Raw genomic sequence first — 25473 nt, 5'->3', positions numbered from 1 at the left:
GCGTTTCAGTGGGTGTAACAGCCCGGTACATTGAATGCGGTGACGGCTTTGAAACGAGGTTGTCAGCGAAAATCGCTGGCGTACATGTATATGTTTGAAGGATCGACCAATGCCGACAGGAACCGTCAAGTGGTTCAACCAGACCAAAGGCTACGGCTTTATCACCCCCGATGAGGGAGGTGCGGATGCCTTTTGTCACATTTCCGCCGTCCAGCGTGCTGGAATGCAGGGCCTCGATGAAGGCCAGCGGGTCAATTTTGAACTCCTGACCGGACGTAACGGAAAGAAGTCGGCTGAGAACCTCTCACCCGCCGATTGATTTTCCGGCTCACACCGGACGAAATGAAGCGCCCGCGGAACAACCAGTTCCGGGGGCGTTTTCTTTTGCATCGCATCCATTCGATGCAATGATCGGCGAATGAATGCGACCCTGACGACAGAGCCGACGCTCGACGACGCTGTGGCGCGGGTGCGTGCCGACCTGAAACGCGGCGAGTATCTCGCGGCATACGATCTGGCCTCCGAATTTCTGGCGCGATGGCCCGATGACTCCGACCTGAAGCATGCGCTGGTCCTGACACTGGCACGCACCGGTGCGGTCGCGCAGGCACTGGCGAAGTTCGACGATCTGGGGCTCCATCTCGTACGGAACAGCGAGACCCTGAGCCTGAAGGCCCGCCTGTCCAAGGATCTTGCCCTGCCCGGCGGCGGCGTGATTGTCGCGCGCCATCTGGCGGATTCCATCAGCGCCTACAAGGAAGCCTATGCGGTCGATCCCGGTTATTATCCCGCGATCAATGTCGCGACACTCTGCAGCCTTTCGAACGCGCTGGACGATACCCGCGAATGGGCCACCCGTGCACTGCGCGAGGCCGTTGGGAAACGCGACTCGGATGGGTACTACGCCGAGGCGACCCGGGCTGAAGCGCTGTTGCTGTTGCGGCGGATCGATGACGCGCGCGAGGCCATCGTGCATGCGGCAGCGATGGAGGATGCGGGCTACGGACCGCTCTCGACAACACGCAAGCAACTGCGCCTGATCTGTGAGACGCAAGGTATCGACAGCGGGATCCTCGCCCCGCTCACCCTGCCCGCCATCCTGCATTTCAGCGGCCACATCATCGCTGCCGAAGGCAAGGCGGGCCGGTTTGCCGCCGATCAGGAGCAGGAAGTCGCCGAAAGCCTGAGAGATCTGTTCGGTACTCGGCGTTTCAGCCGCGCCATCGGCAGCCTGGCGGCCGGTGCCGATATCCTGGCCGCCGAGGCGGCCCTGGCCGCCGGGGTCGAACTGGTGATCGTCCTGCCCTTTGGAAAGGAGGAGTTTCTGGACATTTCCGTGCGCCCTTCCGGACCGCAATGGGAACGCCGCTTTCATGCCTGCCTTGAGCGGGCGCAGGATGTTCACTTCGTAACGCAGGACGAATGGCTGGAAGATGACGAACTGTTCGGCTATGCGACCGAATATGCGCTGGGCCTGGCGCGACTGCGCGCGCAGTGGCTGGATACCGAAGCCTGTCAGGTAAGCGTCTGGGACGGTCGCTCCGGAACCTCCGCCAGCGCGGGAACGACCCATGACATGCAAATCGGAGAAGCCGCCGCGTTCAGGCAGGTTGTCATTCCGGTGCGATCCAGCCTTCCCTGCAAACCGGCGGAGCCGCCCCCGCTCCCCGATCCCGTCCGGCCGTTCCGGCGCGAACGGCGTTCCATGATCTTCGGTGATCTCAAGGGGTTCAGTAAACTCACCGACAGACAGCTTCCCGTTTATATCGATCAGGTTCTCGGCACGATCGCAGAGGTCCTGAAAGCGCAGCAGGGAAGTCTGCGGTTCTCCAACACCTGGGGTGACGGGATCTTTCTGGTGTTCGACGATCTGGGCGCGGCGGCGGACTGCGCCTTTGCCCTGCAGGATGCCGTCTCTGCCATCGACAGGGCTGCACACGGCCTGCCGGACACGCTGGGCCTGCGGCTCGGCTTCCATTACGGTCCGGTCTACATCGCCCGGGATCCGGTGCTCGACCGGATGAACTGCTTCGGTTTCCACGTCAGCCGCGCGGCCCGCATCGAGCCGATCACGCCGGAAGGATCGGTCTATGTCACCGAACAGACGGCCGCGGCGCTCGCGATCGCCTGCCCGGACGACTACCGGTGCGATTATGTCGGCCAGCAGCCGCTGGCCAAGGGGTATGGCAGTTTTCCGATGTATCATCTGCAGCGGCTGGTGAACGGATGACCGAGGCCCTGATCCCGGACGATCAACTTCCCGACGATACGGCGAAGGTCTTCCTGTCCTACTCGCGCAAGGATCGCGAGCGCGCGCAATCCATCGCCGACGTCCTCAGGGAACGGCACTTCGGCGTTTTCAAGGACACCGACGACATCCTGCCGACCGAGGAATGGCGCGGTCGTCTTGAGCAGTTGATCCAGGAAGCGGACACGATCGTGTTCTTGCTCAGTCCGCATTCGGTCGCTTCCGAGGTATGCGCCTGGGAAGTCGAATACGCCACGTCGCTGAACAAGCGCGTCGCGCCGATTGTCATCGAGGAAGTCGAGAGCGGAGAGATCCCGCCGCTGCTGGCGCGCCTCAATTTCATCTTCTGTACCGAGCGGGACCGCTTCCAGGACGCCGTTGACAACCTCGTCTCGGCGTTGAACACGGACATCGACTGGGTCAGGGAGCACACAAGGCTTGCCGGGCTGGCCCAACGCTGGTCGGCGGCCGGACGCCCGGCCCGTCTGCTGCTGAGAGGGCAGGATATTTCAGATGCCGAGCGCTGGCGCGACACGCGTCCGGCGGATGCACCTGATGTCACCGGCTTACAGGCAGCCTATCTGGGCGAAAGCCGTCGTGCCGCCACGCGCAGACAGCGGCTGACCGTCACGTTCTCGCTCGTCGGGCTGGTTGCGGCCATGGCTCTGGCGGGCTTTGCCTATCTGCAACGCGAGACCGCGCTGGAAAACGAGCGAAGAGCCGTCGAGAATGAACAGCAGGCGCTGACGGCCCGTGCCCAGGCTGAAACGGCACGCCAGCAGGCGATCGAGCAGCGAGACAGCGCCCAGAAGAACCAGTCCCTTCTGCTGACCCAGCTTGCCGAGGCGCAGATCGAAACCGACCGTCCGGTTGAGGCGGCCCTGCTGGCGCTGGAGGCCCTGCCCGACAGCCGCAGCATCGAGCCGCTGCGCCGTGACCGTCCGCTGGTCGACGAACCCCTGCTGGCCCTGGCAGAGGCCGACCGGGCCTTGAAGGAGATCGATATCCTGCTGACCGGCAGCGCGCACATGCGCGGAGCGCTGTCGCCCGACGAACGCTATCTCGCGGTCCATTCGTCCGAGAGCGGCGAGGTGAAACTCTATGACCTGCGCGAGATGCGCCTGATCCGCACTGTCACCAGCACGGCAAGAAACCGCGCGCCGCTGGCACCCGCCTTTCGCGCCGACAGCCAGATGGTTCTTGCCACCGGCGAACGGGGCGAACTGCTGGTCGTTCCGGTCGATGAAACCCTTGAGGTGCGGAGACTGGTCGTGTCGGAGAACGGTCTGACGGGAATGGGCTTTGTCGGTGACGACAGCACCGTCGCGGTGACCGATCGCGAACGCGGTGCCAGCGTCTTCACGCTCCCCGATGCGAAACTTCTCACCCGGAGTTCCGCGAAGACCATGGCGGTGACCCGGGATGGCAGCCGGTTCGCCCTGGCAGAAGACGGTTTTGTCATGCTGTACGACGGCAGGACGCGGCGCGTGATCGGCAATTCCGGACGGGAGTTCAAGGGGCCGCTGAAACATCCCGACACTTTGAAATTCAGTCCCGATGGCAAGTGGCTGGCCGCCGCATCGGAGCACAAGACCTGGATCATGAATGGCGAAACGGCAGCATTCTACGGTGCGACGCCAAACCGTGACATCTCGCAACTGCGGATCGGCTTCAGTCCGGATTCGAGGTGGTATTTCATCACCGGCGCAGACGGCCGGACATTGATCTACGATCTGGACGGCAAGACGACGGCTGCCAGTCATGCCGGGCCCGAAGGCTGGGTCTTCGACGCCGCCATCGCACCGGACAGGAACACGGTCGTGACAGCCGGAAGTACGGGCGAGTTGCAGGTCTGGAATCCGCAAACGAATGAAGTACGCGCGCGTCTGCTTGGACATGAAACGGTCGTCCAGCAGGTCTGGCTGATCGAGAACGGCACGAAGGCGCTGTCCCTGTCGGAAGACGGCACGGTGCGTCTCTGGGCATTGCCTGCCGCGATGCGGCCCGACGGGGACTCCCTGATTGATGGCTACCAGGGGGAACCGGTCTACTCACGGGATTCCAGGCTTCTTGCCCTGAGCGAGGCCGGGATTTTCGGCGTCCGCGACGGTCATCTGCACTACCGCGCGGGCGACGGCCCCATCCACGTCTACGAGAAATTCTCCGACGATGCCGGATTGGTGCTCGCCAGAATGCAGGATCGGAGAACGGGAGACAGACCCGACGTGTGCCTGATCGATACCGCCGATGGATCGGTGACCCGATGCATGCTGAACCGGGCGGAGGGCAACATCTGGAGCGTCGATATGGACGGTGCTGTCACCACCGTCGCCGCGCACGTCGTCACCGACAAGAAGTCATCCATCCAGACCTTCGATGCCCGATCCGGTGCGCGCATCGGACATCGCCCCTTTCAACCGTGGAGCCCGACCGAAGGAGAGCTTGGCGATCTTTCCGAGCCCCGGGTGTCGCCGGATGGGCAACGCATCATCGTCCAGCAGAATCGCAGCACGCTGACCATGTTCGACCGAAGCCTTTCAGAAGTTCTCTGGACGCACGAAACGCCCCTTGCCGATGCGCGGATCGCAGTGTCGCCGGACGCCGATTTCGCGCTGTTCTACAGTCCGGAAGAGCAGAAGGCGGTGTATTGGGATCTGGAACGGCGTGCAAAAGCAGCCGAGTACGCGCTGCCGCTTTCGAAACTGACGCAGCCGAATTTCTCCGCCTCGGGGCGTTTTCTGGTCACGCGCGGGGACGACGGCAATCTGAACGTCATCGAAGCGCGAACCGGGCGTGTCAGCCTCCAGCCGCGATATCCGGGACGGGCGGGCCTCAGGCAGCCGAGATTCGCCGCGAACGACACGCTGTTTCTGGCCAGCGCCGATGCCGTTACGGTTGTCTGGGACGTCGGGACAGGCCGCAAGCTGGCCGATTTCACGATGGATTTCGGCGACTATGCCCCGACTGTCTTCGCCAAGGCCGTATTCGATGATGGCCAGACACTGGTGACCTGGGGCTGGCAGGGACCGCAGGAATGGCGACTGAACACGGACGCCGACGCCTATGTCGCCGCGATGCAGGATCGCATGCCCCGCTGCCTGAGCCTCAAGCAGCGCCGCACCTTTTTCCTGCCGCCGGAACCGCCGCGATGGTGCATCACCGGTGCGGGACGCGAGCGCGAATCCAGCCCGGCGGAATGGCGACCAAAATGGCCCTTTCACACCACCGAATGGGCGGAATGGCTGGTGGCGCGTGACCGGGGCGAGGAAGTTACACCACCCGAATAACCCCTGAATCGCAGGGCTGGTCTCCATACGAATGGCCACCGCCTGCCATGTGTACCCGGACCAGCCATCCCGTTTAGGCTTTTGGCTTTGCGTGCAGGTGGTGCATCCTTGGCGCGCGCCCGGGGAGAAATCGCACACGATGGCAGCGTCGGCAGTGGCCGTACGGTCGTGGCGATTCGGGCGGATGGAGGAGAACATGTCGTCTGAACTTGAGAATTCAACGGCACCCGATTGTGATGTCATCGTCGTCGGGGCCGGGTTCGCGGGAATCTACGCGCTCTGGAAAGCCCGCCAGTGCGGCCTGGATGTGCGCGGCTTCGAGCGGGGATCGGACGTCGGCGGCACATGGTACTGGAACGCCTACCCGGGCGCGCGCTGCGACGTCGCCAGCTACAATTACGCCTATTTCTTCGACAGCGAGATCGTGCGCGCGTGGGACTGGTCCGACGTCTGCGCCGGACAGAACGAGATCCAGCGCTATCTGCGGTTCGTTGCCGAACGGTGCGACGTACTGGGATCCGTGACGTTCGACACGACGGTCGTTTCAGCGACATATGCAAAGGAAACCGGGCTGTGGACCGTCCGGACGTCGAACGGTGAAAGCACCGTCTGCCGGTATCTTGTACTCGCCGTCGGCGCGCTGTCCGAACCGAAGGCACCCGATATCGAGGGCGTGGACGATTTTGCCGGAAAGGCCTATTTCACCTCAAGCTGGCCGCGGGACGAGGACGTCGACCTGAAAGGCAAACGCGTGGGCGTGATCGGTACCGGGTCATCCGGTGTGCAGGCGATCCCCGAAATCGCGAAGGTGGCCAGCGACGTGTTCGTGTTCCAGCGGACGGCCAATTATGTGACACCCACCAGCGGCGGACCGATGGACCCGGACATCGTTGCGGCACTGCGTGCAGATCCGCAGGCCGTGCGCAGCGAACTGCGCGAGACCTTCGGCGGCAACCAGCCCCTGTATGTCGGTGAGGAGCGGTTCCACGATCTTGACGAGACCGGACGCGAGCGCGCCCTCTGGCAGGCGTGGGACGCGAGAGAAGTCCCGCTGGCATTCCGGGATGCCCATCTGCCCGAAGCCAATGCCGCGATTTCGGAATTCATCCGCAAACGCATGCATGAACAGGTCGAGGATCCCTGGACCGCCGATCAGATCGTGCCGTGGGACCATCCCTATGGCGGCAAGCGACCGTGCATGAGCGATGTCTACCTGCAGACCTACAACCTGCCGCATGTCCGGCTGATCTCGCTGAAGGAAACACCCATCGAGCGCATCATCCCGGAAGGCATCGTCACATCGGCCGAGACCATCCCGCTCGACGTCATCGTCTACGCCACCGGCTTCGATGCGATTTCGGGGCCGGTGCGCGCCATGAACATCACCGGCATCGACGGGGTCGCGATGAACGACGTCTGGCAGAACGGTCCGGTCAATTACATGGGTACGATGGTGCATCGGTTTCCGAACCTGTTCCTGCCCTCCAGCGCGATGTCCCCCTCGGTCCTGTCGAACATGGCGACACTTGCCGAACAGCAGATCGATTTCATCTTCGACAAGATCATGTGGCTGGAGGCAAACGGACGGCCCGGCCTGCATCCGTCAGAGGAATCCCAGATTCACTGGCAGAAGGAAAACCTCCGCTTCGCAGAACGCATCCCCGGCGCGCTGGACACCGACAGCTGGTACAATGGTGCCAACGTGCCGGGCAAACCGCGCCAGTACATGGTCTATCGCGGCGGCTTCAAGCGGTATCACGACGCCTGCTATGCCGAACTCGAAAGCGATTTCCCGGGCTATGAACTGGTCAGGAAGACAGAAGCGAACCGGGCGTCATAGCTGAGGCTTCAACTGAAGCCCCGTTCATCGTCTTTCGACTGACTAACCCATTGAAGATATTGGTCGGGGAGAGAGGATTTGAACCTCCGGCCCCCGCCTCCCGAAGACGGTGCTCTACCAGGCTGAGCTACTCCCCGACCGATGCCTGCACATCCGAAGACGCGCGGGAGGCGAGCGGTGTATAGCCGCTGGTGCCGGGGGCTGCAAGGATCAAAAGGCGCATGTGCCGGAAAGTGGAGCGCTGCATCCGCCCGACCGGTCGAAACCGCTCAATAGGCACGCTCGATGGTGAAGGCGACCGCCTCGTTCAACGCGGTTTTCAGATCGCTGTCGGGGAACAGTTCCAGCGCGTCGCGCGCCTTGGCGCCGTAATGGCGGGCGCGCTCGATCGTGTCGTCCAGCGCGCGGTGGCGTTCCATCAGTTCGATGGCGACTTCCAGATCGCCGTCACGCTGGTCGAGGTCTTCCAGGCAGCGCCGCCAGAAATTGCGTTCGTCCTCGGACCCGCGACGGAAAGCCAGCACGATCGGCAGGGTGATCTTGCCTTCCTTGAAATCGTCTCCGATGGATTTACCCAGCGTCGCCTCGCGTGAGGAATAGTCCAGCGCATCGTCCACCAGCTGGAAGGCCACTCCCAGATTACGACCGTAGGAATCGAGTGCTTCGATCTCGGGCCTGGGTGCCTCGGCGACGACTCCGCCGACCCTGCAGGCCGCCGCAAAAAGCGCTGCCGTCTTGGAGGAAATGACGTCCAGATAGGCGTCTTCCGTCGTCTCGGTGTCATTCGTCGTGATGAGCTGCATCACTTCGCCCTCGGCAATGACGGCCGACGCGCGGGACAGGATCGCGAGCACTTCCAGCGAGCCATCCGCTACCATCAGCTCGAACGCCCGGCTGAACAGAAAATCACCGACCAGCACGCTGGCCTGATTTCCAAAGACCGCGTTGGCCGTCGCGTTGCCGCGGCGCAGATCGCTTTCATCGACGACATCGTCATGCAGCAGGGTCGCCGTGTGGATGAACTCGACACAGGCCGCCAGCGCCACATGCCGGTTTCCCCGATAGTTGCACAACTGGGCCGCGGAGAGCGTCAGCATCGGTCGCAGCCGCTTCCCCCCAGCGGCGATGATGTGACTGGCGAGTTGCGGGATAAGCGCGACGTCGGACTGCATCTTGTCGATGATCACCGCGTTGACCTCGGCCATGCCCTTCTCGACGTGCGCATTCAGTGCAGCAAGTCCGTTCGGCACGCTCGCCTTGTCGCTCTTCAGTGGAATCACGTTCGACAAATCGGTTACTCCAGTGGATCGGCGGCCCCGGGGGATGAAGGCGACCCCGACAATAGATCGGGCACCTATCCGGTCAAGCGCCGCCACCGGGACCAGTTGTCGCTTGCCGTGCGGCACAGTATGTCATCGGGATGGTCGAACTTTTCCGCAGCAACGATCCCGTCCTGATCTCATTCGCCGAAGCCGTCCTCAAGGCGGAGGGCATCGGTTCGATGGTTCTGGATCAGCACATGAGCGTACTGGAAGGGTCTATCGGCATCCTGCCACGCCGCATGATGGTGGCCGACGACGACGCAAAGGTGGCCAGACAGTTGCTGATCGACGCCGAGGTGATCGGTTCTTGAAGCCGCCGTGGACCGACGATCGACTGCTCGGCGGCCGGGTCCTGCTGCGACAGCCACGAACCGGTTTCCGCAGCGGGTCGGATGCCGTGCTGCTGGCGGCAGCATGCGATCCGCCCTGGCGCGCCAGTGTGCTCGAACTGGGATGCGGGACCGGCGCGCCGATGCTTGCGCTTGCGGCGCGCCGGCGCGACATCAGCTTCACCGGTCTCGAACGGGATCCGGAAACGGCAGCGCTGGCGGCCTGCAACATCGTCCGCAACGGGTTCCGCAGACGGGGCCAGGTGATGACCGGCGACGTGAATGCCCTGCCCTGCCCTGATTCCGCCTTCGATCTGGTACTCGCGAACCCGCCCTATTTCGTCGAGGGGCGTCATCGGATCTCGCCCGATCCGGACAGAAACCGGGGCCGCGCAGAAACCAGCGCGACCCTGGCGCAATGGATCCGGACGGCCCTGTCGGCGGCCACACCGTCCGGCACGAGCGTCTTCATCATGCGGATGGAACGGCTCGACGATGCCCTGACGGCGCTGCCGCCGACGCACGGGGCCGACATGCTGCCGATCCTCGGAAACCCCCAGAAGCCGCCCAAGCGTGTTCTGTTGCGGATCAGGCGCGGGCAGGAAACCCGGTCCCTGAACCCGATCCGCCTGCACCATCCGGACGGAGAGGAAACCATGCTGGCCCGGTCGGTCTTCAGACATGCGGCGCCGATATTTTGGCGCTGATCTTGTAAGCGGGGATCGCCTCGATAAATAACGGTGATGACTGACAAACCGAAGATCTACAAGGATCCGCGCGGCTGGTGGCGTCACCGTCGCGAACGCCCGATCGTGACCGTGCTGCGCCTGGAAGGCGTCATCTCCCCGGGGCGCGGCGGACCGCTCCGGCCGGGCGCACTGAACATGCAGGGCCTCTACAACCAGATCGACCAGGCCTTCAAGCCGGCGCGCCTGTCAGCCGTGGTGCTGCAGATCAACAGCCCCGGCGGCTCGCCAGTTCAATCGGCCCTGATTTCCGATGCGATCAGGGCGCGCGCCGCTGAAAAGAAGGTGCCCGTCCTCGCCTTCGCCGAGGATGTCGCCGCCTCAGGGGGGTACTGGCTGCTCAGCACCGGAGACGAGATCTTCGCGCACGGCGCGTCCATCATCGGTTCCATCGGGGTGATCTCGGCCTCGTTCGGTTTCCCCGAACTGCTCGCGCGTTACGGGATCGAACGCCGCGTGCATACGGCGGGCGAGAACAAGATGATGATGGACCCCTTCAGCCCCGAGAAGGAAGAGGACATCGCGCGGCTGAAGGATATCCAGAAGAAGATCCACGATCAGTTCATCGATCACGTCAAAGCGCGGCGCGGCGACAAGCTGAACCGGCGGCGCTACAAGGAAATGTTCTCGGGCGAGATTTTCCTGGGCGAAGAAGCCCTGCGTCTTGGTCTGATCGACCATATCGGTGAAATGGATTCCGTCATCCGTGAACGGTATGGCAAGGACACCGTGATCAAACGGCTGACCGTCAAGACGTCGCCCCTGAAGCGACTGGTCGCCGGTCAGTCGCCGGATCTTGCGGCCGCTGCGGCGGCAGAAGTCGAATCCCGCGTGTCGTGGGGCCGCTTCGGGCTGTAGCCGGTTCAATACCCCCGCACAGGACTGTCACCCTCTTCCCGAGCCGGAAAGATCAGCGTGACAGATGTGCCTTCGCCGGGCTTCGAGGTCAGCCTCACCTTGCCGCCGTGGGCCGCAACCATTTTTCGCACAAGAGTCAGCCCCAGACCGAGGCCTTCGTAGGAGCGGTTGAGATCGTTGTCGGTCTGCGTGAAAGCCTCGAAGACCTCATTGTGCATCTTCGCATCAATGCCGATCCCGTTGTCGGTCACGCGCACCTCGGCACCGCCATCCCGACGGCGCGTCAGGTGGACGGCAACCCTTCCGCCGGGCGGCGTGAACTTCACGGCGTTCGATAGAAGCTCGTCCATCATGTGTGAAACCATCCAGGTATCGGCACTGATGACGCATGGCTGCGCGCCGGGCTCGAAATCGAGATCAACCTTCTGCAGATCGGCGCGCTGGGCGTACCGGTTGACCAGCCTGGACAGCACCGACACAAGATCAACGTTCTCCGGGTTGGCGATCAACGGCTGATCGTTGCCGGTCGCGACGGTCAGCACATTCTCGACCAGCCTGTGCAACTGATGAGCGCTTTGACCGATATCCCTCATGTAATCCTGCAGTTTCTCGCCCTGTACCTCGTTCTTCAGCTTCAGCTTTGAAATCTCGGCATAGCCGATAATCGCGTTCAGCGGCGTTCGAAACTCATGTCCGACCATCGCAACGAAGCGTGACTTGGCGTCCGATGCCGCATTGGCGGCACGGGCCAGTCGCTGCGCATTGTATTTGCCGAAACGTTCGACCTGCACGGCGCGATAGTTCCGCCGGATCAGCACATCCTTGGCGTAGGCGGTCGCGATGCCGGACACCGTCAGCCCGAGCAGCAGCATGGTCTGAACGGAGATCGCCGGCCAGCCCTGTCCGGCATTCAGCCAGACATACCAGAAGGTCACGAACGACATCGCCGTCCCGATCCCGACGACCGTCATGATCGGCCGGAACAGGGCCGGAAAATAGGACATCGAACAGACGAAGAGCGCAGCCATTTCATACAGAAACAGCAGGCTGTCGCTGTCGGTAGTCACCGCGTAGCAATAGCAGGCGTTGCCGAAACTGGTGCATGTCACCAGCAGGTATATCAGGTCGAATATCCGTGGCGAGGTGGTCCGCCGCATCGCCAGAACCAGTGCGACGACGAAGAGGGGCAGACAGACCGCGAAGCGGAACCAGTGGAGTTCCAGAAAATCCGTCTGCGATGCATAGAGGATCAGGGTCGAATAGAACCCGTAGAGCAGGGTCCCCGCCCCGATCCAGAGCACCCGGATGGTCAGCGTGGCCTTCAGCCAGCTCTGGCGGAATGCCCGTTCGACCCCTGGATTTCTGAAGCGCAGCCCGAACCGGTCAAGCTCGTAGATCGCGGAATCATCGTCTGTCAGCATCCGCGTGTACGCCTCAATCCCGATAGCTCAACCCGGCATTCACACAACCGCACCGATGTCTTCAACTTTGCTTTGCGGATGCTTGCAGTGCAACACCCAGCCCCTAGACTGTAGCCATGAACGACAATGAAATCATCAGTCAGGGCTACGAGAACTATACCCCCGAGGAGCACGAGACCTGGCGTATCCTGTTCAATCGTCAGGCGGAAATGCTGCCCGGGCGTGCGGCACCGGAGTTTGTCGACGGTCTGGAGGCGCTGGGCGTCGAAGCCAACGGCATCCCCGACTTCGAGAAGCTGTCAGACCGGCTTGAGGCAAAAACGGGCTGGCGCATCGTGGCGGTCCGGGGGCTGATTGATGACGATGTCTTTTTCGGGCTGCTGGCCGATCGCCGCTTTCCCGTGACCCACTGGATCAGGAAACGCGCGCAGCTGGACTATCTGCAGGAACCGGACTGCTTCCATGACTGTTTCGGCCATGTGCCGATGCTGTTCAACCCGGTGTTCGCCGACTATATGGCGGCCTACGGACGGGGCGGCCTCAAGGCGCTGAAGCATGACGCGCTGACGTATCTGGCGCGGCTGTACTGGTACACGGTGGAGTTCGGCCTGATCGACACGCCGGACGGTCTTCGGATCTACGGCGCGGGCATCGTCTCGTCTAAGGGTGAATCGCTGTACGCTCTGGATGACCCGGCACCGAACCGGCTGGAATTCGACCTGATGCGGATCATGCAGACCGACTACATCATCGATCATTTCCAGCAGACCTATTTCGTGATCGATTCATACGATCAGTTGTTCAGAGCGACACGCCCCGATTTCGTGCCGTACTATCGGCAGTTGAAGACCCTGCCGGAACTGGCTGCGGATGCGGTTCGCGATACTGACCGGCGCATCGAGATCGACCGGAAAGCTCAGGGAGGGGCGAAAAAATGATCAAGTCGGTTCTGACGTTCAAGCGCAGGCAGGGCATGCCCCTGGACGAATTTCAGGATTACTGGCTGAACGAGCATCCCAAGGCCGTGCTGCAACTGGACGGCCTGCAGCGATACGTCCAGGATCACCCGCTGATTTCCGGTTATGCGAAGCGCGACCTGCCGGTCGATGGCATTGCCGAAACCTGGTGGCCGGACACCGAGACCATGAAACGCAACGGCACCGGGCCTGTCTGGGACATGCTGATCGAGGACGAGGCGAAGTTTGTCGACCGATCGACCATGCAGCTGCTGCTGGTCGAGGAGCACGTCATGAAAGACGAGCCTGTGGCCGAAGACGGCTTCAAGATCGTCGAGATCGTGCACCGCAGGCCGGACCTGACGGTGGAAGCCTATCAGCAGCACTGGCGGTACACACACGGGCCGATGGGCGCCTCCATTCCCGCCGTGCGGCGCTACGTGCAAAATCACCCCCGCGCCTCCGCCTATGGCGGCGGACGAACACCCTGCTGTGACGGCTATGCGATGGTCTGGTTCGACTCCATGGCGGCGATGCGCGCCTCGCCCGACAGCCTGGAGTACAAGCGGACGATCGCGGACGAGGCGAATTTCATCGACCACAGCCGGCTGGATTTCGTGATCACGAAAGAACACATCATCAAGGCCTGATACGCGCCGGATGATTACGCGGTATTAACCGCTCTGATGCAGAGTGGGATCATGCCTCGATCCACCAGATCACTGTCCTTGAGCGGCCGGAAGCGTCTCAGCTACCGGCTGCGCGCGATTCCGCCGCGGTTCGTGGACCCCGACGTCGAGGCGACCTATCGGCAGAAGTGGACAGAGGCGACACGCCTGACACACAAGTTCTGGGCACTGGCATCGACAATTGCATACATTCTGATCAGCCTGCTGATCGGGCTGGCTGCCGAACCCGGCTTCGTCGAATTCCAGTGGTTCCGGCTGCTGGTCTGCATCCCGCTCCAACTGCTCGCCCTCCAGGTGGTTCTGCGTGGCGACCTGAATGAACGGTTCTACCAGCCGCTTTTCCTGATCAAGAGCGTGGCGATCTATGGCAATGCCATCATCAGTTATGCTTTTGCCGAAGCTGCGGATGTCCGGTTGTATCTTTTCGAGTGCGCCGTGCTTTTCGTGTTCATTCAGAGTTTCTATCCCGTACGCTGGAACGTGATCACGCTTTTCACGATCTGCGGAACCATCGGCGCCACGGTGTTTCTCATCCTCGCCGACGCGGGCCCGGCCGGCGAGATCGTCCCCCTTGAGATCACCCTTCTGGTGACCTGGGGATTGGCCTTGACCTGCAATTTCGCTCATTATTCGAAAGAAATACTCTCCCGGCGCAACTTCCGGCAGATACAGATTCTGCGGATACGCGCCGAACATGCAGAAGATCTTGCGCAGGAAGCCTCCCGGGCCGCGAGCTCAAAGGCCCGTTTCCTGGCGGTGGCCGCCCATGAACTTCGTACGCCGCTGAATGCCATGATCGGGTTCGCCGGGCTTGTGGAAGCGATGCGCGACAGTTCCAAACCGCGTTCAGCGCAGGAAACACGCTTCGCAATCATCGAACGCGAGGCGAAACACATCGAGCAGCTTGTCGAAGCCGCATTGATTGTGACGAAAGACGGTATTGGCAATCTTGCCGGACCCGCCGGGTACTTTCACCTCGAAGCGCTGCTTGCCGAAGCAGCCGACAGCTACGGTGCGTCGGCCAGCGCCGTGCCCGTCCGGCTCGACCGGGAACCGGGGCAGCCCGAACATGAACTTGCCGGAGATATGAACATCTATCGCACGCTGGTCGACGGCCTGATTCGCCAGATTCAGGCTTCTCATTCTCCAGTCTCCGGCATTGTTCTGGGGTTCGGGAAAACGCGCGCGGACTCCTATGCGATCCATGTACGCCGTGACGAAACGGTCGTACCGGCACATCCCTGCCGGCCTGACCGCGCCATCACGGATGTCGGACCTGCGGCTCAGGGCAGCATTGCCACTGCATCGCCGCTGGGCCTGCTGAAGACGCTGGCGCACTCTCAGAACGCCGTGATCGAAGGGGTCGCCGCGACCGGCTGCAGCACCGGCCTGTCTCTTGTCGTGCCTTCATCCCTTGTCAGGTTTTGCAGGACCAGTCCCGTCCTGCGAGACGAGAGAGAAGCGGTTTGAGTGAGTCGGCGACAGAGGGACCAGCAGACCAGTGGCGCGCAGGTGCCCGGATGCATCCGGTGTGGCTGCGTTTCGGTCAAGGTGAACTCGAACGGAATTTCATCAGAAACTGGCGAAGCGCTTCCCGTGCCACCAACCGGATATGGTCGGGGTGCGCGCTGTGCTTCTATTTCCTCTTCCTTGTCGCGCTCTACCGGCTGGATCCGGATTACGCGGTCAATGACCAACCGTTCCGGCTCTACGTCTGCCTGCCCGTGCTGATCGTGGAATTCGGGTTCGCGCTGTGGATGAACGGAAGGACACGCATCTACGATGCGATGTATCTGATCGCCAGCCTCACGTGCTTTGCGAACGCCCTGGTGAGCTATGGTCTCGCACCGGAGCATCTGCGGTTCTTCTTCCTGATGGAGATGACGCTGATCTTCGTTTTCTGCGGAAGCTATTTTCGGGCGAGCTATTTCCGGGTACTGATTTTCACCGTGGTTTCGCTGGGCGCGGCGACGCCGGTCATACTCGCCGTTCATGTGGCCGCCGGAACGGGTCCCATGCAGCTTGCGGCGGAAATGTTCATGGTCCTGTGCCTGACGGCGACGGTGGTTCTGACCGCCTACCATCGGGAGCTCCTGGCACGACGGAATTTCAGGGATATCCTGGTCGCGCGCCAGGAAGAGGCCCGCACGGAGCAGCTGGCCGGGCTGGCCACCGCAGACTCGGAAGCCAAGTCGCAGTTTCTGGCGGCGGTCGGGTCCGAGTTCGAACTGGTGATCCGCAACATCACCGACCAGTCGACACGATCCGGAGATGGCCCGCAGAACGAGCGTCTGGACCGCTACATGACAGACATTCATGACAGCGCGCAGCGACTGCAGAAAACCGTGCAGCAGATCATCGCGGTTTCGGGGTCGTCCGAACTGAATCGCAGTACCGACACCAGGACGTTCTCGCTTCTTGAAGCGACGAAGCATGCGCTGACGCATCACCCGGCCCTGAACGGGCATCCCGTGCCGCTGCTCGTGAACCCGGGCGGCGATCCCGGGATGCAGATCGTTGCAAACGCCGACGACGTTTCGGAACTGCTCGACGAACTGATCGCCAACGCCGTGCGCCATGGCCGGGAAACGGATGGCATAAGGTGCGAACTGACAGCAATTGCAGGCGGTCCGATCGAACTGAGAATGTTCAATCCCTGTCAGGGCCTGGAAGGGATGGATCTGGAAAGGGTGTTCGAGCCGTTCGTGCTGATGGACGATCGGCTCGAACGTTCCAGCGAAGGGCTGGGCCTTGGGCTGCCCCTCGCGCGAAACCTGGCCCGTTCGAACGGCGGCAGCCTGATGCTTGAACTGGCCGCATCGGGCAATGTCGTGGCGGTCCTCAACCTGCCTGCTGCGGGCGAGGCCGCCTGAAGCGGCGAAGTCTCCTTGACTAAGCCCGCTGCCGACATAAAGTCCGCCCGCCGCATCCTTGCGGCTGCTTTCACCTTCAGGAGACCAGTTCAATGACCGTCCAGAACCCAGCGCCCGTCACCGTCACCTTGCCGGATGGCAAGCAGATGACGTTCGACGCGACGCCGACCGGTCTGGATGTCGCCAGCGCCATCGGGCCCGGCCTCGCGAAGGCTGCCCTGGCGGTCAAGGTCGATGGCGTGATGAAGGACCTGAAAGGCCCCATCGACCGGGACGCCGACGTCGAGATCGTGACGCTGAAGTCCGACGATGAAACCGTGCTGCCGCTGCTGCGCCACGATGCGGCGCATGTGCTCGCCCAGGCAGCGCAGGAGCTGTTTCCCGGCACGCAGGTCACCATCGGTCCGGCGATCGAGAACGGCTTCTATTACGACTTCGCCCGCGACGAACCCTTCACGCCAGAGGATGTGGCCGCGATGGAGCAGCGGATGCACGAGATCGTGGACCGCGACCTGCCCTTCGATCGCCATGTCATGGACCGCAACGATGCCATCGAGGAATTCCGGGGGATGGGTGAGATCTACAAGGCGGAGATCATCTCCGACCTGCCGGAAGACGAGGAAATCTCGATCTATACCCAGGGAGACTGGAAGGACCTGTGCATCGGCCCCCATCTGCCCTCGACCAGAAAACTGGGGCACGCGTTCAAGCTGACCAAGCTGGCCGGCGCCTACTGGCGCGGCGATGCGCAGAACGCCCAGTTGCAGCGCGTCTACGGCACCGCCTGGCGCAACGAGAAGGAACTGAAAGCCTACCTGACCATGCTGGAGGAGGCAGAGAAGCGGGACCACCGGCGGATCGGCCGTGAAATGGACCTGTTTCACATGCAGGAAGAAGCCCCCGGCATGGCCTTCTGGCATCCCAAGGGCTGGCAGTTCTATCTGCAGCTTGAGGCCTACATGCGCCGCCGTCTCGACGCCGCTGGCTACCGGGAAATCAAGACGCCGCAATTGATCGACCGCAAGCTCTGGGAAGAATCCGGACACTGGGAGAAATTTCAGGAGCACATGTTCATCTCCGAGGCCGACGAGCGGAATTACGCGCTGAAGCCCATGAACTGCCCCGGTCACGTGCAGGTCTTCCGTCAGGGCCTCAAGAGCTACCGAGATCTGCCGCTGCGGTTTGCCGAAATGGGATCGTGTCACCGCTACGAGCCCTCGGGTGCCCTGCACGGGTTGATGCGGGTGCGCAACTTCACGCAGGACGATGCCCACATCTTCTGCGAGGAGAGCCAGATCAATGCGGAAAGCGAACGCTTCTGCAACCTGCTGATGTCGATCTACAAGGACTTCGGGTTCGAGGATGTCGTGGTGAAGTTCTCCGACCGACCGCCCGTCCGCGCCGGCTCCGACGCCGTCTGGGATCGCGCGGAAGCCGCGCTTCGGGAAGCCATCGAGGTGGTCGGCCTGCCCTACGAGATGAATCCCGGCGAGGGCGCGTTCTACGGCCCGAAGCTGGAGTTCGTGCTGCGCGATGCCATCGGGCGCGACTGGCAGTGCGGTACGCTGCAGGTCGATTTCGTCATGCCCGAGCGGCTGGACGCGACCTATGTCGGCGAGGACGGCAACCGGCACCGGCCCGTGATGCTGCACCGCGCGATCCTGGGGTCGTTCGAACGGTTCGCCGGCATACTGATCGAGGAACACGCAGGCCGGTTCCCGCTCTGGCTGGCGCCTGTGCAGGCCGTGGTCACGACCATCACCTCCGACGCCGACGATTTTGCCAGGGCAGTCTCGGAGGCCGCCACCGCGGCCGGTCTGCGTGTCGAAACCGATCTGCGGAACGAGAAAATCAACTACAAGGTCCGCGAACACAGCCTTGCCAAGGTGCCGGTGATGCTCGTGGTCGGCAAACGCGAGGCAGAGGAAGGCAAGGTTTCGATCCGACGGCTTGGCGAGAAACAGCAACAAGTTCTTGCTCTGGAAGAAGCGCTTGCTATCCTAGTGGATGAAGGCACACCGCCTGATCAGAAGTGATCGGGCCTTGACCTTCCGACGTGGAATTAACAGATAACCTTAAGTAACAGAGTGCAAAGGGGAAACTCATAGCTCGTCCGCAAGTCAATTCGGCACCCGTCCGCGAAGGACCGCGCGCCAACGAATTCATCGATGTCCGTGAAATCCGGCTGATCGATCATGAAGGCAACAATCACGGCGTGGTGGCGACCGTCGATGCGCTGCGTGCGGCGCAGACGATCGGCCTCGATCTCGTCGAAGTATCGCCCAACATGAAGCCGCCCGTCTGCAAGCTGATGGACCTCGGAAAGTACAAGTACGAGGAGCAGAAGAAAGCCAACGCGGCGCGCAAGCGGCAGAAAACGGTCGAGGTCAAGGAAATCAAGATGCGTCCGAACATCGACGATCATGACTATGAGACCAAGATGAAGAAGGTCGTCCAGTTCATCGAGGAGGGCGACAAGGTGAAGGTCACCATGCGCTTCCGCGGTCGCGAAATGGCGCATCAGGATCTGGGCATGAACGTGATGCGCCGGGTCCAGTCGGAGATGGCGGAGACGACCAAGATCGAATCCCATCCCCGCACCGAAGGCCGGCAGATGACGATGGTGCTCGCACCGAAATAGGGCCGACGCGGCGCAAGAACATGAAAGGCCCGTCCGGGACATCCGGGCGGGCCTTTTTCATTGGACTGCTTCAATTGGACGTCCGAAGAATACGGCCCCGTCCGAGGATGGCTCTCAGCCCTCGAAGGGATGCCGGACGACGATCGTGTCGTCCCGCTCGGGACTGGTCGAGAGCAGTGAGACCGGCGCACCGATCAGTTCCTCGATGGCGCGGACGTACTTCACCGCCTGCGCCGGAAGCTGGTTCCACGACCGCGCGCCATAGGACGAATCCGACCAGCCCTCGAAACTCTCGTAGACTGGCCGAACCCGGGCCTGCTCGGCCTTGTTGGCGGGGAAATAGTCTATCCGCTGACCGTCGATCTCGTAGGCCACACAGACCTTCAGTTCCTCGAAACCGTCCAGCACATCCAGCTTGGTCAGGGCAACGCCGTCGATGCCGCCGGTCAGCATCGCCTGCCTGACCATCACCGCATCGAACCAGCCGCAGCGCCGTGCACGGCCGGTATTGGTGCCGAATTCATGCCCGCGTTCGCCCATCCGCTGACCGATGGCGTCCTCCAGTTCGGTCGGGAACGGTCCGGCGCCGACGCGCGTGGTGTAGGCCTTCACGATGCCCAGCACGAAATCGATGGTCCGGGGACCTGTACCCGATCCCGTCGCAGCCTGCCCCGCCACCGTGTTGGAGGACGTGACGAACGGGTAGGTTCCGTGGTCGATGTCCAGCATCGCGCCCTGTGCGCCTTCGAAGAGGATGCGCTTGCCCCGGCGGCGGGCGTCTTCCAGCACCCGCCACACATGGTCGGCGAACGGCATGATCCGGTCGGCGATCTCGTCCAGTTCGGCCAGCACGTCGGCGTGGGCGATCTCCGGCTGGTTCAGCCCGCGACGCAGGGCATTGTGATGCACCAGCAGGCGCTCGATCATGTCGTCCAGCGTGGCGCGATCCCCAAGATCGGCAACCCGGATCGCCCGTCGGGCAACCTTGTCTTCATAGGCCGGACCGATACCACGGCGCGTGGTGCCGATCTGTCCACGGCCCGCAGCTTCCTCGCGCATGGCATCAAGATCGCGGTGCAAGCTCAGGATAAGACAGGCATTCGCGGCAATCTTCAGGTTCCCTGGCGTGACGGCAACGCCCTGTTCGCTCAGGCGGCCGACCTCATCAAGAAACGCATGCGGGTCCAGCACGACGCCGTTGCCTATGATCGACAGCTTGTCCTGGCGTACGATCCCCGAGGGCAGCAGGGCCAGCTTGTAGGTCACGCCGTCAATGACCAGCGTGTGCCCGGCATTGTGCCCGCCCTGATATCGCACGACGACATCGGCTTTCTCGGACAGCCAGTCGACGATCTTGCCTTTGCCTTCGTCGCCCCACTGGGCGCCCACGACAACAACATTGGTCATGGCAGAAATCCTGTGTTTCGGGGTTCAGCCCAGCCTGACGGCCTGGCCTTCCTTGATGATGTGATCGCAGCCCAGACGACGGGCCTCGGCTTCCGCATCGGATTTGGGTTCCAGTCCGCTGACCACCGTGTGTCCGGCGGCACGCACGGCATCGATCTCGACTTCCGCGGTCCCGTAGGGTGCGTAGGTCGCCGTCCAGCCAGTCGGGTCCGGCAGTCCGCGCCCCACGGCGTCCAGATAGACAGTGGCACCGACGGCGGTCTCCCCGGCGTCCGTCTCGTACCGCCCGCCACGCGCGATCTCGCCGCGCACGCCGCCGGCGAAGATGGCGAAGGCGATCCCGCTCTGATATTCGAACCCGCGATATTCACCGGGATCGACGGTCAGCGCGAGATCGGGATCGACCCGGTTGATCAGATCGACCAGATCCGAGAGCCGGGCGATCAATTGACCTGCCTGCCCCGACACTTCCAGCTTCGCGAGCCGGGCAACGGCCTGATCGGCCATGCCGACCGCTTCCAGCAGGGCAAACGCCGCCCTGTCATCGCCGATCTGTGTCTTCAGTTCGCCCGCGTCCTTCGCATCCAGCGCCCGGCGCGCCGCGCGTACGGTCGCCTCATCGAATCCCCGGCCCCGCAGCAGCATCGGCGCCAGCGCGGGCACGGTCAGATCGACGGTCAGGTTCCTGAGGCCGGCCTGATGGAGTGCGTCGACCACCAGCGTGATCACTTCGGCCTCCGCCGCGATGGCGTCGCTGCCCAGCAGTTCGATTCCCGCCTGGGTAAACTGGCGTTCGGGGCGCAGCTGATCGCCACGAACGCGCAGAACCTGTCCGGCATAGCGCAGCCTGAGCGGCCGTGGCGCATCCGCCAGCCGGGTTGCCGACAGGCGGGCGATCTGGGGGGTCATGTCCGCGCGCAGGCCCATCATGCGCTGCGAGATCGGATCCATCAGGCGAAAGACCTGCGACGTCAGGCCCGCCCCCGGCCCGGTCAGCAGGTTTTCCTCGAATTCCAGCAACGGCGGCTTCACGGCGCGGTATCCCCTGCCCCGGAACGCGTCCATCAGACAGCGGACGGCATCGAGTTCAGCCTCGGCCTGTTCAGGGAGCGCGTCTGTCAGCCCGGTGGGCAGCAGCGCCTTGTGCATGGCATCGTTCATAGCGGGGCTTCTGGTATCCAAGTCGGGCGCACGTGGCAACGGAGAAACCCGCATCGCGACAATTGGGAACGGCCCGCCAGGCAGCCGGCGGGGCGGGCGATTCGCATGATTTTGAGGTGTTGTCATGAAACCGCCACACTATATCGCGCTGTAGACCGCAGAAATACTGGACCATGCGCGATGACACTTGCACCAGCATCCGGGCGATCCGACACTTCAGGCATGAGCTTTGAAGGTTCTTCATCGCTGCGCGGTCATACGGTCGCCCTGCTGGGGCCGACCAATACCGGCAAGACGCACCTCGCCATCCAGACCATGCTGACTCACGCCAGCGGAATCATCGGGTTTCCGCTGCGCCTGCTGGCGCGCGAGGTCTATGACCGGGTGTGCAACGAGGTCGGTCGGTCCAACGTGGCCCTGGTCACGGGCGAAGAGAAGATCATTCCCGCCAATCCCCATTACTTCCTGTGCACGGTCGAGGCCATGCCCATGGGCCGGTCGTTCGATTTCGTCGGCGTTGACGAGATCCAGCTGGCGGCGGACCCGGAACGCGGCCATGTCTTCACCGACCGGCTGATGAACGCGCGCGGCGTCGAGACCACGATGTTCATGGGATCGGAAACCGCCCGTCCCCTAATCCAGCGCATGCTGCCCGACGCCATGATGACCGGACGGCCCCGCCTGTCGAAACTGTCCTATGTCGGCAAGTCCAAGCTTTCCCGCCTGCCGCGCCGCAGCGCCGTCGTCGCCTTCTCCGCGACCGATGTCTATGCCATCGCCGAGTTGATGCGCCGCCAGCGTGGCGGGGCCGCGGTGGTGCTGGGCGCACTCAGCCCGCGCACGCGCAACGCGCAGGTCGAGATGTATCAGGCGGGCGAGGTTGATTTCCTGGTCGCGACGGATGCCATCGGCATGGGCCTGAACATGGACATCGACCATGTCGCCTTCGCCGGTGCACGCAAGTTCGACGGTGCCCGGCGGCGCGGCCTGTCGACCGGGGAGATGGGACAGATCGCCGGACGCGCGGGCCGTTTCATGACCGATGGCACGTTCGGTGTGACCGGCGAAGTCGAGGAGTTCGACGAGGAACTGGTGACGGCGATCGAGAATCATCAGTTCGAGACCCTGACCCAGTTCCGCTGGCGCTCGGCGCGGCTGAACTATGACAGCCCGCGGGAACTGCTCCGCTCGCTGGAATCGCCTGCGCCGTTTCCCTGGCTCGCACCGCCGCGCCAGCCGGAAGACCTGCGCACCCTGAAAGCCCTGCTGAAGGACGCGGAGATCAAGGCGCTCGCCGAAGCGAACCGCGAGCACCTGATCCAGCTGTGGGATGTCTGTCAGATCCCCGACTTCCGCAAGACCATGCACGACAGCCACGTCCGCCTGCTGAGCCGCATCTACGACCAGCTGACCGGCGGCGGGGTCATCGCGCGCGACTGGATGGCGCGCCAGCTTGAGCATCTCGACCGCGTGGACGGCGATCTGGATACCCTGCAGTCCCGCCTGTCCCACGTGCGCACCTGGACCTACATCTCGCACCGCGGTGCCTGGCTGGACGACCCTGTCGAATGGCAGGAGCGTGCGCGGGTCATCGAGGACAAGCTGTCCGATGCGTTGCACGGCAAGCTGACACAGCGGTTTGTGGACCGGCGTACCGCGTCGCTGGTGAAGAGACTGAGGGATGCGGAAACCGTGAATGCCGCGATCGACAATGACGGTGCGGTGTCCGTTGATGGCGCCTTCGTCGGACAGCTTGAGGGTCTGCGCTTCGTCGCCGACCGGTCCGTGCTGAACAACAAGGCCATGAAGGCCGCCGTCAATCAGGTTCTGGCCGGCGCGCTTTCGGCACGCGCACGCAAGATCATCGGATCCGACGACGCCGCGTTCACCCTGAACGACGATGCCAGCATCGGCTGGAACGGCCAGTCCATCGCCCGGATATCGAAGGGTCCGCACGTGCTCAGACCGACTGCCACGCTGATTTCGGGGGATCAACTGAACGAACGCGATCTGGAGGCGCTGACGGGCCGCCTGCAGACATGGCTGGACGGGCAGATCAAGCGTCTCCTCAGGCCGCTGATCGGGCTGGAAGACGGCCCCTTCAGCCCCTCGGCACGCGGCGTCGCCTATCAGCTGGTGGAAAATCTCGGCGTGCTGCGCCGGGATCGTGTTGCCGACCACATCAGGCAGTTCGACGCCAAGGACTATGGCCGCTTCAAGTATCGGGGAATCCAGCTTGGGCACAACACGATCTTCTGCCCCGCCCTTCTGAAGCCCGAACCGACGCGATGGCGGCAGATCCTCTTCGACTGCGACGCGCCCGGCAAGGTGCCGCTGGATCACGCGGGCCTGGTCTCCTTCGAGGTGGACCGGAAGGCGGATACATCCCGGCTGCTACGGGCGGGCTATCGCGTCATGGGCTCCGTCGCGGTCCGTGTCGACATGCTGGAACGCATCTCCGCCATGGCTCACAAGGCGGCCCGCAAGGGGGAGGCCGAAGCGACGCACGAACTGTTGTCACTGCTCGGCGGCGGAACGGAGCGGCTTTTGCCCGTCCTCGCGGGGCTGGGATATGTGACCGAACGCTCGACCGACGACTCACCGATGAAGTACAGGCCACGGCGCACGCGCGATGCGCAGAAGTCATCCGCCGCCCGCAAACCGCCGCCACAGCGCAAACGCAAACCCGCCGTCAGGGTCGACCCTGACTCGCCCTTCGCAGCCCTGATGGAATTGAGAACCAAATGACAGAAAGCGCGATCCGCATCGATCTCTGGCTCTGGCACGCCCGTTTCTTCAAGAGCCGCACACTGGCGGTCAAGGCAATCAAGGGCAGCCGTTTCAGGATCAACAGGCGGATCGTCAGCAAGCCCAGTCAGGTGGTGCGGCCAGGTGACGTGCTGACCTTCCCGCGATCCCAGAACGTGCGCGTGATCGAGGTTACCGCAATTGCGGAGCGTCGTGGCTCCGCCTCCGAGGCCCAGATGCTCTATCGCGACCTGGAGACGGCGGACGAAAAATGAGCCACCTGGCCGATGAGGTCATCGGCATCTACCGGCGCCGCGCCGATACATTTGACAGGCTCCGCAACCGCAGTCTGTTCGAGAAAGTCTGGCTGGACCGCTTTCTGGCCGAACTGCCATCCAACAGGCCGCATGTGCTGGATCTCGGGTGCGGGATGGGCGAGCCGATTGCGTGCTACCTGATCGAACATGGATGCCGGATCACGGGCGTCGACACCTCATCCGGACTGCTCGATATGGCGCGGCAACGGTTCCCGGCGCAGGACTGGCGCGAAGGCGACATGCGCACGCTGAATCTGGCGCAGACTTTCGACGGTATCATCGCCTTCGGAAGTCTTTTTCTCCTCAGGCATGACGACCAGAGGTCGATGTTTCCGATTTTCAGGCGGCATGCCCATGCCGGAACGGCCCTGCTGATGGCGACAGGACCAGAAGCGGGCGAGACCGCAGGTGCCATGGAAGACGAAAGGATCTATGCGGCCAGCCTGTCGCCTGCCGAATATGCTCGCCTGCTTGAGGACAACGGCTTCCTGCTGCGCCGCTATGTCGCCGAGGATCCCGAATGCGATCAGCACTCGATATGGCTGGCGAAAAGCCGAGCAGGCAGTTGAGCCTGATGGGAATCTGGACGTGGACGCCCTGTTTTTGCATTCGTGGCCGCTTGAGAAAGCC

General features: G+C 62.9%; 20 protein-coding genes and 1 tRNA gene. 16 read left to right on the top strand and 5 right to left on the bottom strand.

The genetic code is table 11. The features are described from left to right. Positions 1–109 precede the first annotated feature (109 nt). From ACN0X7_RS12985 to ACN0X7_RS12970, 4 genes are all read left to right on the top strand, one after another. Positions 110–319, top strand: a complete 210-nt coding sequence (locus tag ACN0X7_RS12985) for a cold-shock protein (protein WP_417517888.1) — start codon at positions 110–112, stop codon at positions 317–319. A gap of 99 nt (positions 320–418) precedes the next feature. Continuing rightward, positions 419–2230 (top strand): tetratricopeptide repeat-containing protein, encoded by a 1812-nt coding sequence (locus tag ACN0X7_RS12980; RefSeq protein WP_417517886.1) that lies wholly within the window; start codon positions 419–421, stop codon positions 2228–2230. Next, positions 2227–5535, top strand: a complete 3309-nt coding sequence (locus ACN0X7_RS12975; RefSeq protein ID WP_417517884.1) for a TIR domain-containing protein — start codon at positions 2227–2229, stop codon at positions 5533–5535. Before ACN0X7_RS12980 ends, ACN0X7_RS12975 begins: the two co-directional genes overlap by 4 nt. 196 nt (positions 5536–5731) lie before the next feature. Then, positions 5732–7375, top strand: coding sequence for a flavin-containing monooxygenase (locus ACN0X7_RS12970; protein ID WP_417517882.1), 1644 nt, complete (start codon positions 5732–5734; stop codon positions 7373–7375). A 60-nt stretch (positions 7376–7435) separates the two neighbouring features. Here the strand turns inward: ACN0X7_RS12970 and ACN0X7_RS12965 are convergent. After that, positions 7436–7512: transfer RNA gene (locus tag ACN0X7_RS12965), tRNA-Pro, on the bottom strand. Positions 7513–7644: 132 nt separating this feature from the next. Beyond that, the gene (locus ACN0X7_RS12960) at positions 7645–8664 is read right to left on the bottom strand and encodes a polyprenyl synthetase family protein (RefSeq protein ID WP_417517880.1); all 1020 of its coding nucleotides are present in this window, start codon (positions 8662–8664) and stop codon (positions 7645–7647) included. A 131-nt stretch (positions 8665–8795) separates the two neighbouring features. Here ACN0X7_RS12960 and ACN0X7_RS12955 point away from each other — a divergent pair, with 131 nt between their 5' ends. Genes ACN0X7_RS12955 through ACN0X7_RS12945 form a run of 3 tightly spaced genes read left to right on the top strand, consistent with a single transcriptional unit; the run spans position 8796 to position 10630 of the window. After that, entirely contained in the window at positions 8796–9008 is a 213-nt protein-coding gene (locus ACN0X7_RS12955) for a DUF2007 domain-containing protein (RefSeq protein ID WP_417517878.1), read from the top strand. Continuing rightward, complete coding sequence (locus tag ACN0X7_RS12950; RefSeq protein WP_417517877.1) at positions 9005–9733, top strand: tRNA1(Val) (adenine(37)-N6)-methyltransferase; 729 nt, start codon at positions 9005–9007, stop codon at positions 9731–9733. The genes ACN0X7_RS12955 and ACN0X7_RS12950 overlap by 4 nt, the downstream gene beginning before the upstream one ends. Before the next feature lie 36 nt (positions 9734–9769). Then, on the top strand, positions 9770–10630 hold the full coding sequence (locus ACN0X7_RS12945) for a S49 family peptidase (RefSeq protein WP_417517875.1): 861 nt from the start codon (positions 9770–9772) through the stop codon (positions 10628–10630). A gap of 5 nt (positions 10631–10635) precedes the next feature. On the opposite strand, the gene ACN0X7_RS12940 is transcribed toward ACN0X7_RS12945, so the two are convergent. Next, positions 10636–12051: a sensor histidine kinase gene (locus ACN0X7_RS12940; protein WP_417517873.1), complete on the bottom strand. Its 1416-nt coding sequence runs from the start codon at positions 12049–12051 to the stop codon at positions 10636–10638. 116 nt (positions 12052–12167) lie between these two features. Between ACN0X7_RS12940 and phhA the strand changes: the two genes are divergently transcribed. The 6 genes from phhA to infC all read left to right on the top strand — a co-directional run bounded on the left by phhA (position 12168) and on the right by infC (position 19210). Then, a complete protein-coding gene (phhA, locus tag ACN0X7_RS12935) occupies positions 12168–12989 on the top strand; it encodes a phenylalanine 4-monooxygenase (protein ID WP_417517871.1) in 822 nt (273 codons plus the stop codon). Continuing rightward, positions 12986–13657, top strand: a complete 672-nt coding sequence (locus ACN0X7_RS12930; RefSeq protein ID WP_417517869.1) for an EthD domain-containing protein — start codon at positions 12986–12988, stop codon at positions 13655–13657. The genes phhA and ACN0X7_RS12930 overlap by 4 nt, the downstream gene beginning before the upstream one ends. A gap of 78 nt (positions 13658–13735) precedes the next feature. Beyond that, positions 13736–15166 carry a sensor histidine kinase gene (locus ACN0X7_RS12925; RefSeq protein ID WP_417517867.1) on the top strand — a complete coding sequence of 477 codons (1431 nt, stop codon included), beginning with the start codon at positions 13736–13738 and terminating at the stop codon, positions 15164–15166. Positions 15167–15225: 59 nt separating this feature from the next. Next, positions 15226–16569: a sensor histidine kinase gene (locus ACN0X7_RS12920; RefSeq protein WP_417517865.1), complete on the top strand. Its 1344-nt coding sequence runs from the start codon at positions 15226–15228 to the stop codon at positions 16567–16569. Between the two features lie 92 nt (positions 16570–16661). Further along, on the top strand, positions 16662–18605 hold the full coding sequence (gene thrS / locus ACN0X7_RS12915; RefSeq protein ID WP_417517863.1) for a threonine--tRNA ligase: 1944 nt from the start codon (positions 16662–16664) through the stop codon (positions 18603–18605). 68 nt (positions 18606–18673) lie between these two features. Continuing rightward, positions 18674–19210 carry a translation initiation factor IF-3 gene (infC, locus tag ACN0X7_RS12910; RefSeq protein ID WP_417518043.1) on the top strand — a complete coding sequence of 179 codons (537 nt, stop codon included), beginning with the start codon at positions 18674–18676 and terminating at the stop codon, positions 19208–19210. Between the two features lie 114 nt (positions 19211–19324). Here infC and ACN0X7_RS12905 read toward each other — a convergent pair whose 3' ends face one another. Together ACN0X7_RS12905 and ACN0X7_RS12900 are read right to left on the bottom strand one after the other, a co-directional pair. Next, positions 19325–20617, bottom strand: a complete 1293-nt coding sequence (locus ACN0X7_RS12905; RefSeq protein ID WP_417517861.1) for an adenylosuccinate synthase — start codon at positions 20615–20617, stop codon at positions 19325–19327. Between the two features lie 24 nt (positions 20618–20641). Continuing rightward, positions 20642–21778, bottom strand: a complete 1137-nt coding sequence (locus ACN0X7_RS12900; RefSeq protein WP_417517859.1) for an ATP phosphoribosyltransferase regulatory subunit — start codon at positions 21776–21778, stop codon at positions 20642–20644. Between the two features lie 222 nt (positions 21779–22000). On the opposite strand from ACN0X7_RS12900, the gene ACN0X7_RS12895 reads away from it, so the two are divergent. Genes ACN0X7_RS12895 through ACN0X7_RS12885 form a run of 3 tightly spaced genes read left to right on the top strand, consistent with a single transcriptional unit; the run spans position 22001 to position 25412 of the window. Continuing rightward, positions 22001–24526, top strand: coding sequence for a helicase-related protein (locus ACN0X7_RS12895; RefSeq protein ID WP_417517857.1), 2526 nt, complete (start codon positions 22001–22003; stop codon positions 24524–24526). Next, a complete protein-coding gene (locus ACN0X7_RS12890) occupies positions 24523–24801 on the top strand; it encodes an RNA-binding S4 domain-containing protein (protein ID WP_417517855.1) in 279 nt (92 codons plus the stop codon). Before ACN0X7_RS12895 ends, ACN0X7_RS12890 begins: the two co-directional genes overlap by 4 nt. Further along, positions 24798–25412, top strand: coding sequence for a class I SAM-dependent DNA methyltransferase (locus tag ACN0X7_RS12885; RefSeq protein ID WP_417517853.1), 615 nt, complete (start codon positions 24798–24800; stop codon positions 25410–25412). Before ACN0X7_RS12890 ends, ACN0X7_RS12885 begins: the two co-directional genes overlap by 4 nt. Positions 25413–25473: the final 61 nt, after the last annotated feature.

The sequence above is a fragment of the Minwuia sp. genome, assembly GCF_048263705.1.
GTDB lineage: Bacteria > Pseudomonadota > Alphaproteobacteria > Minwuiales > Minwuiaceae > Minwuia.
This window is presented reverse-complemented; position numbering and strand designations above follow the sequence as displayed.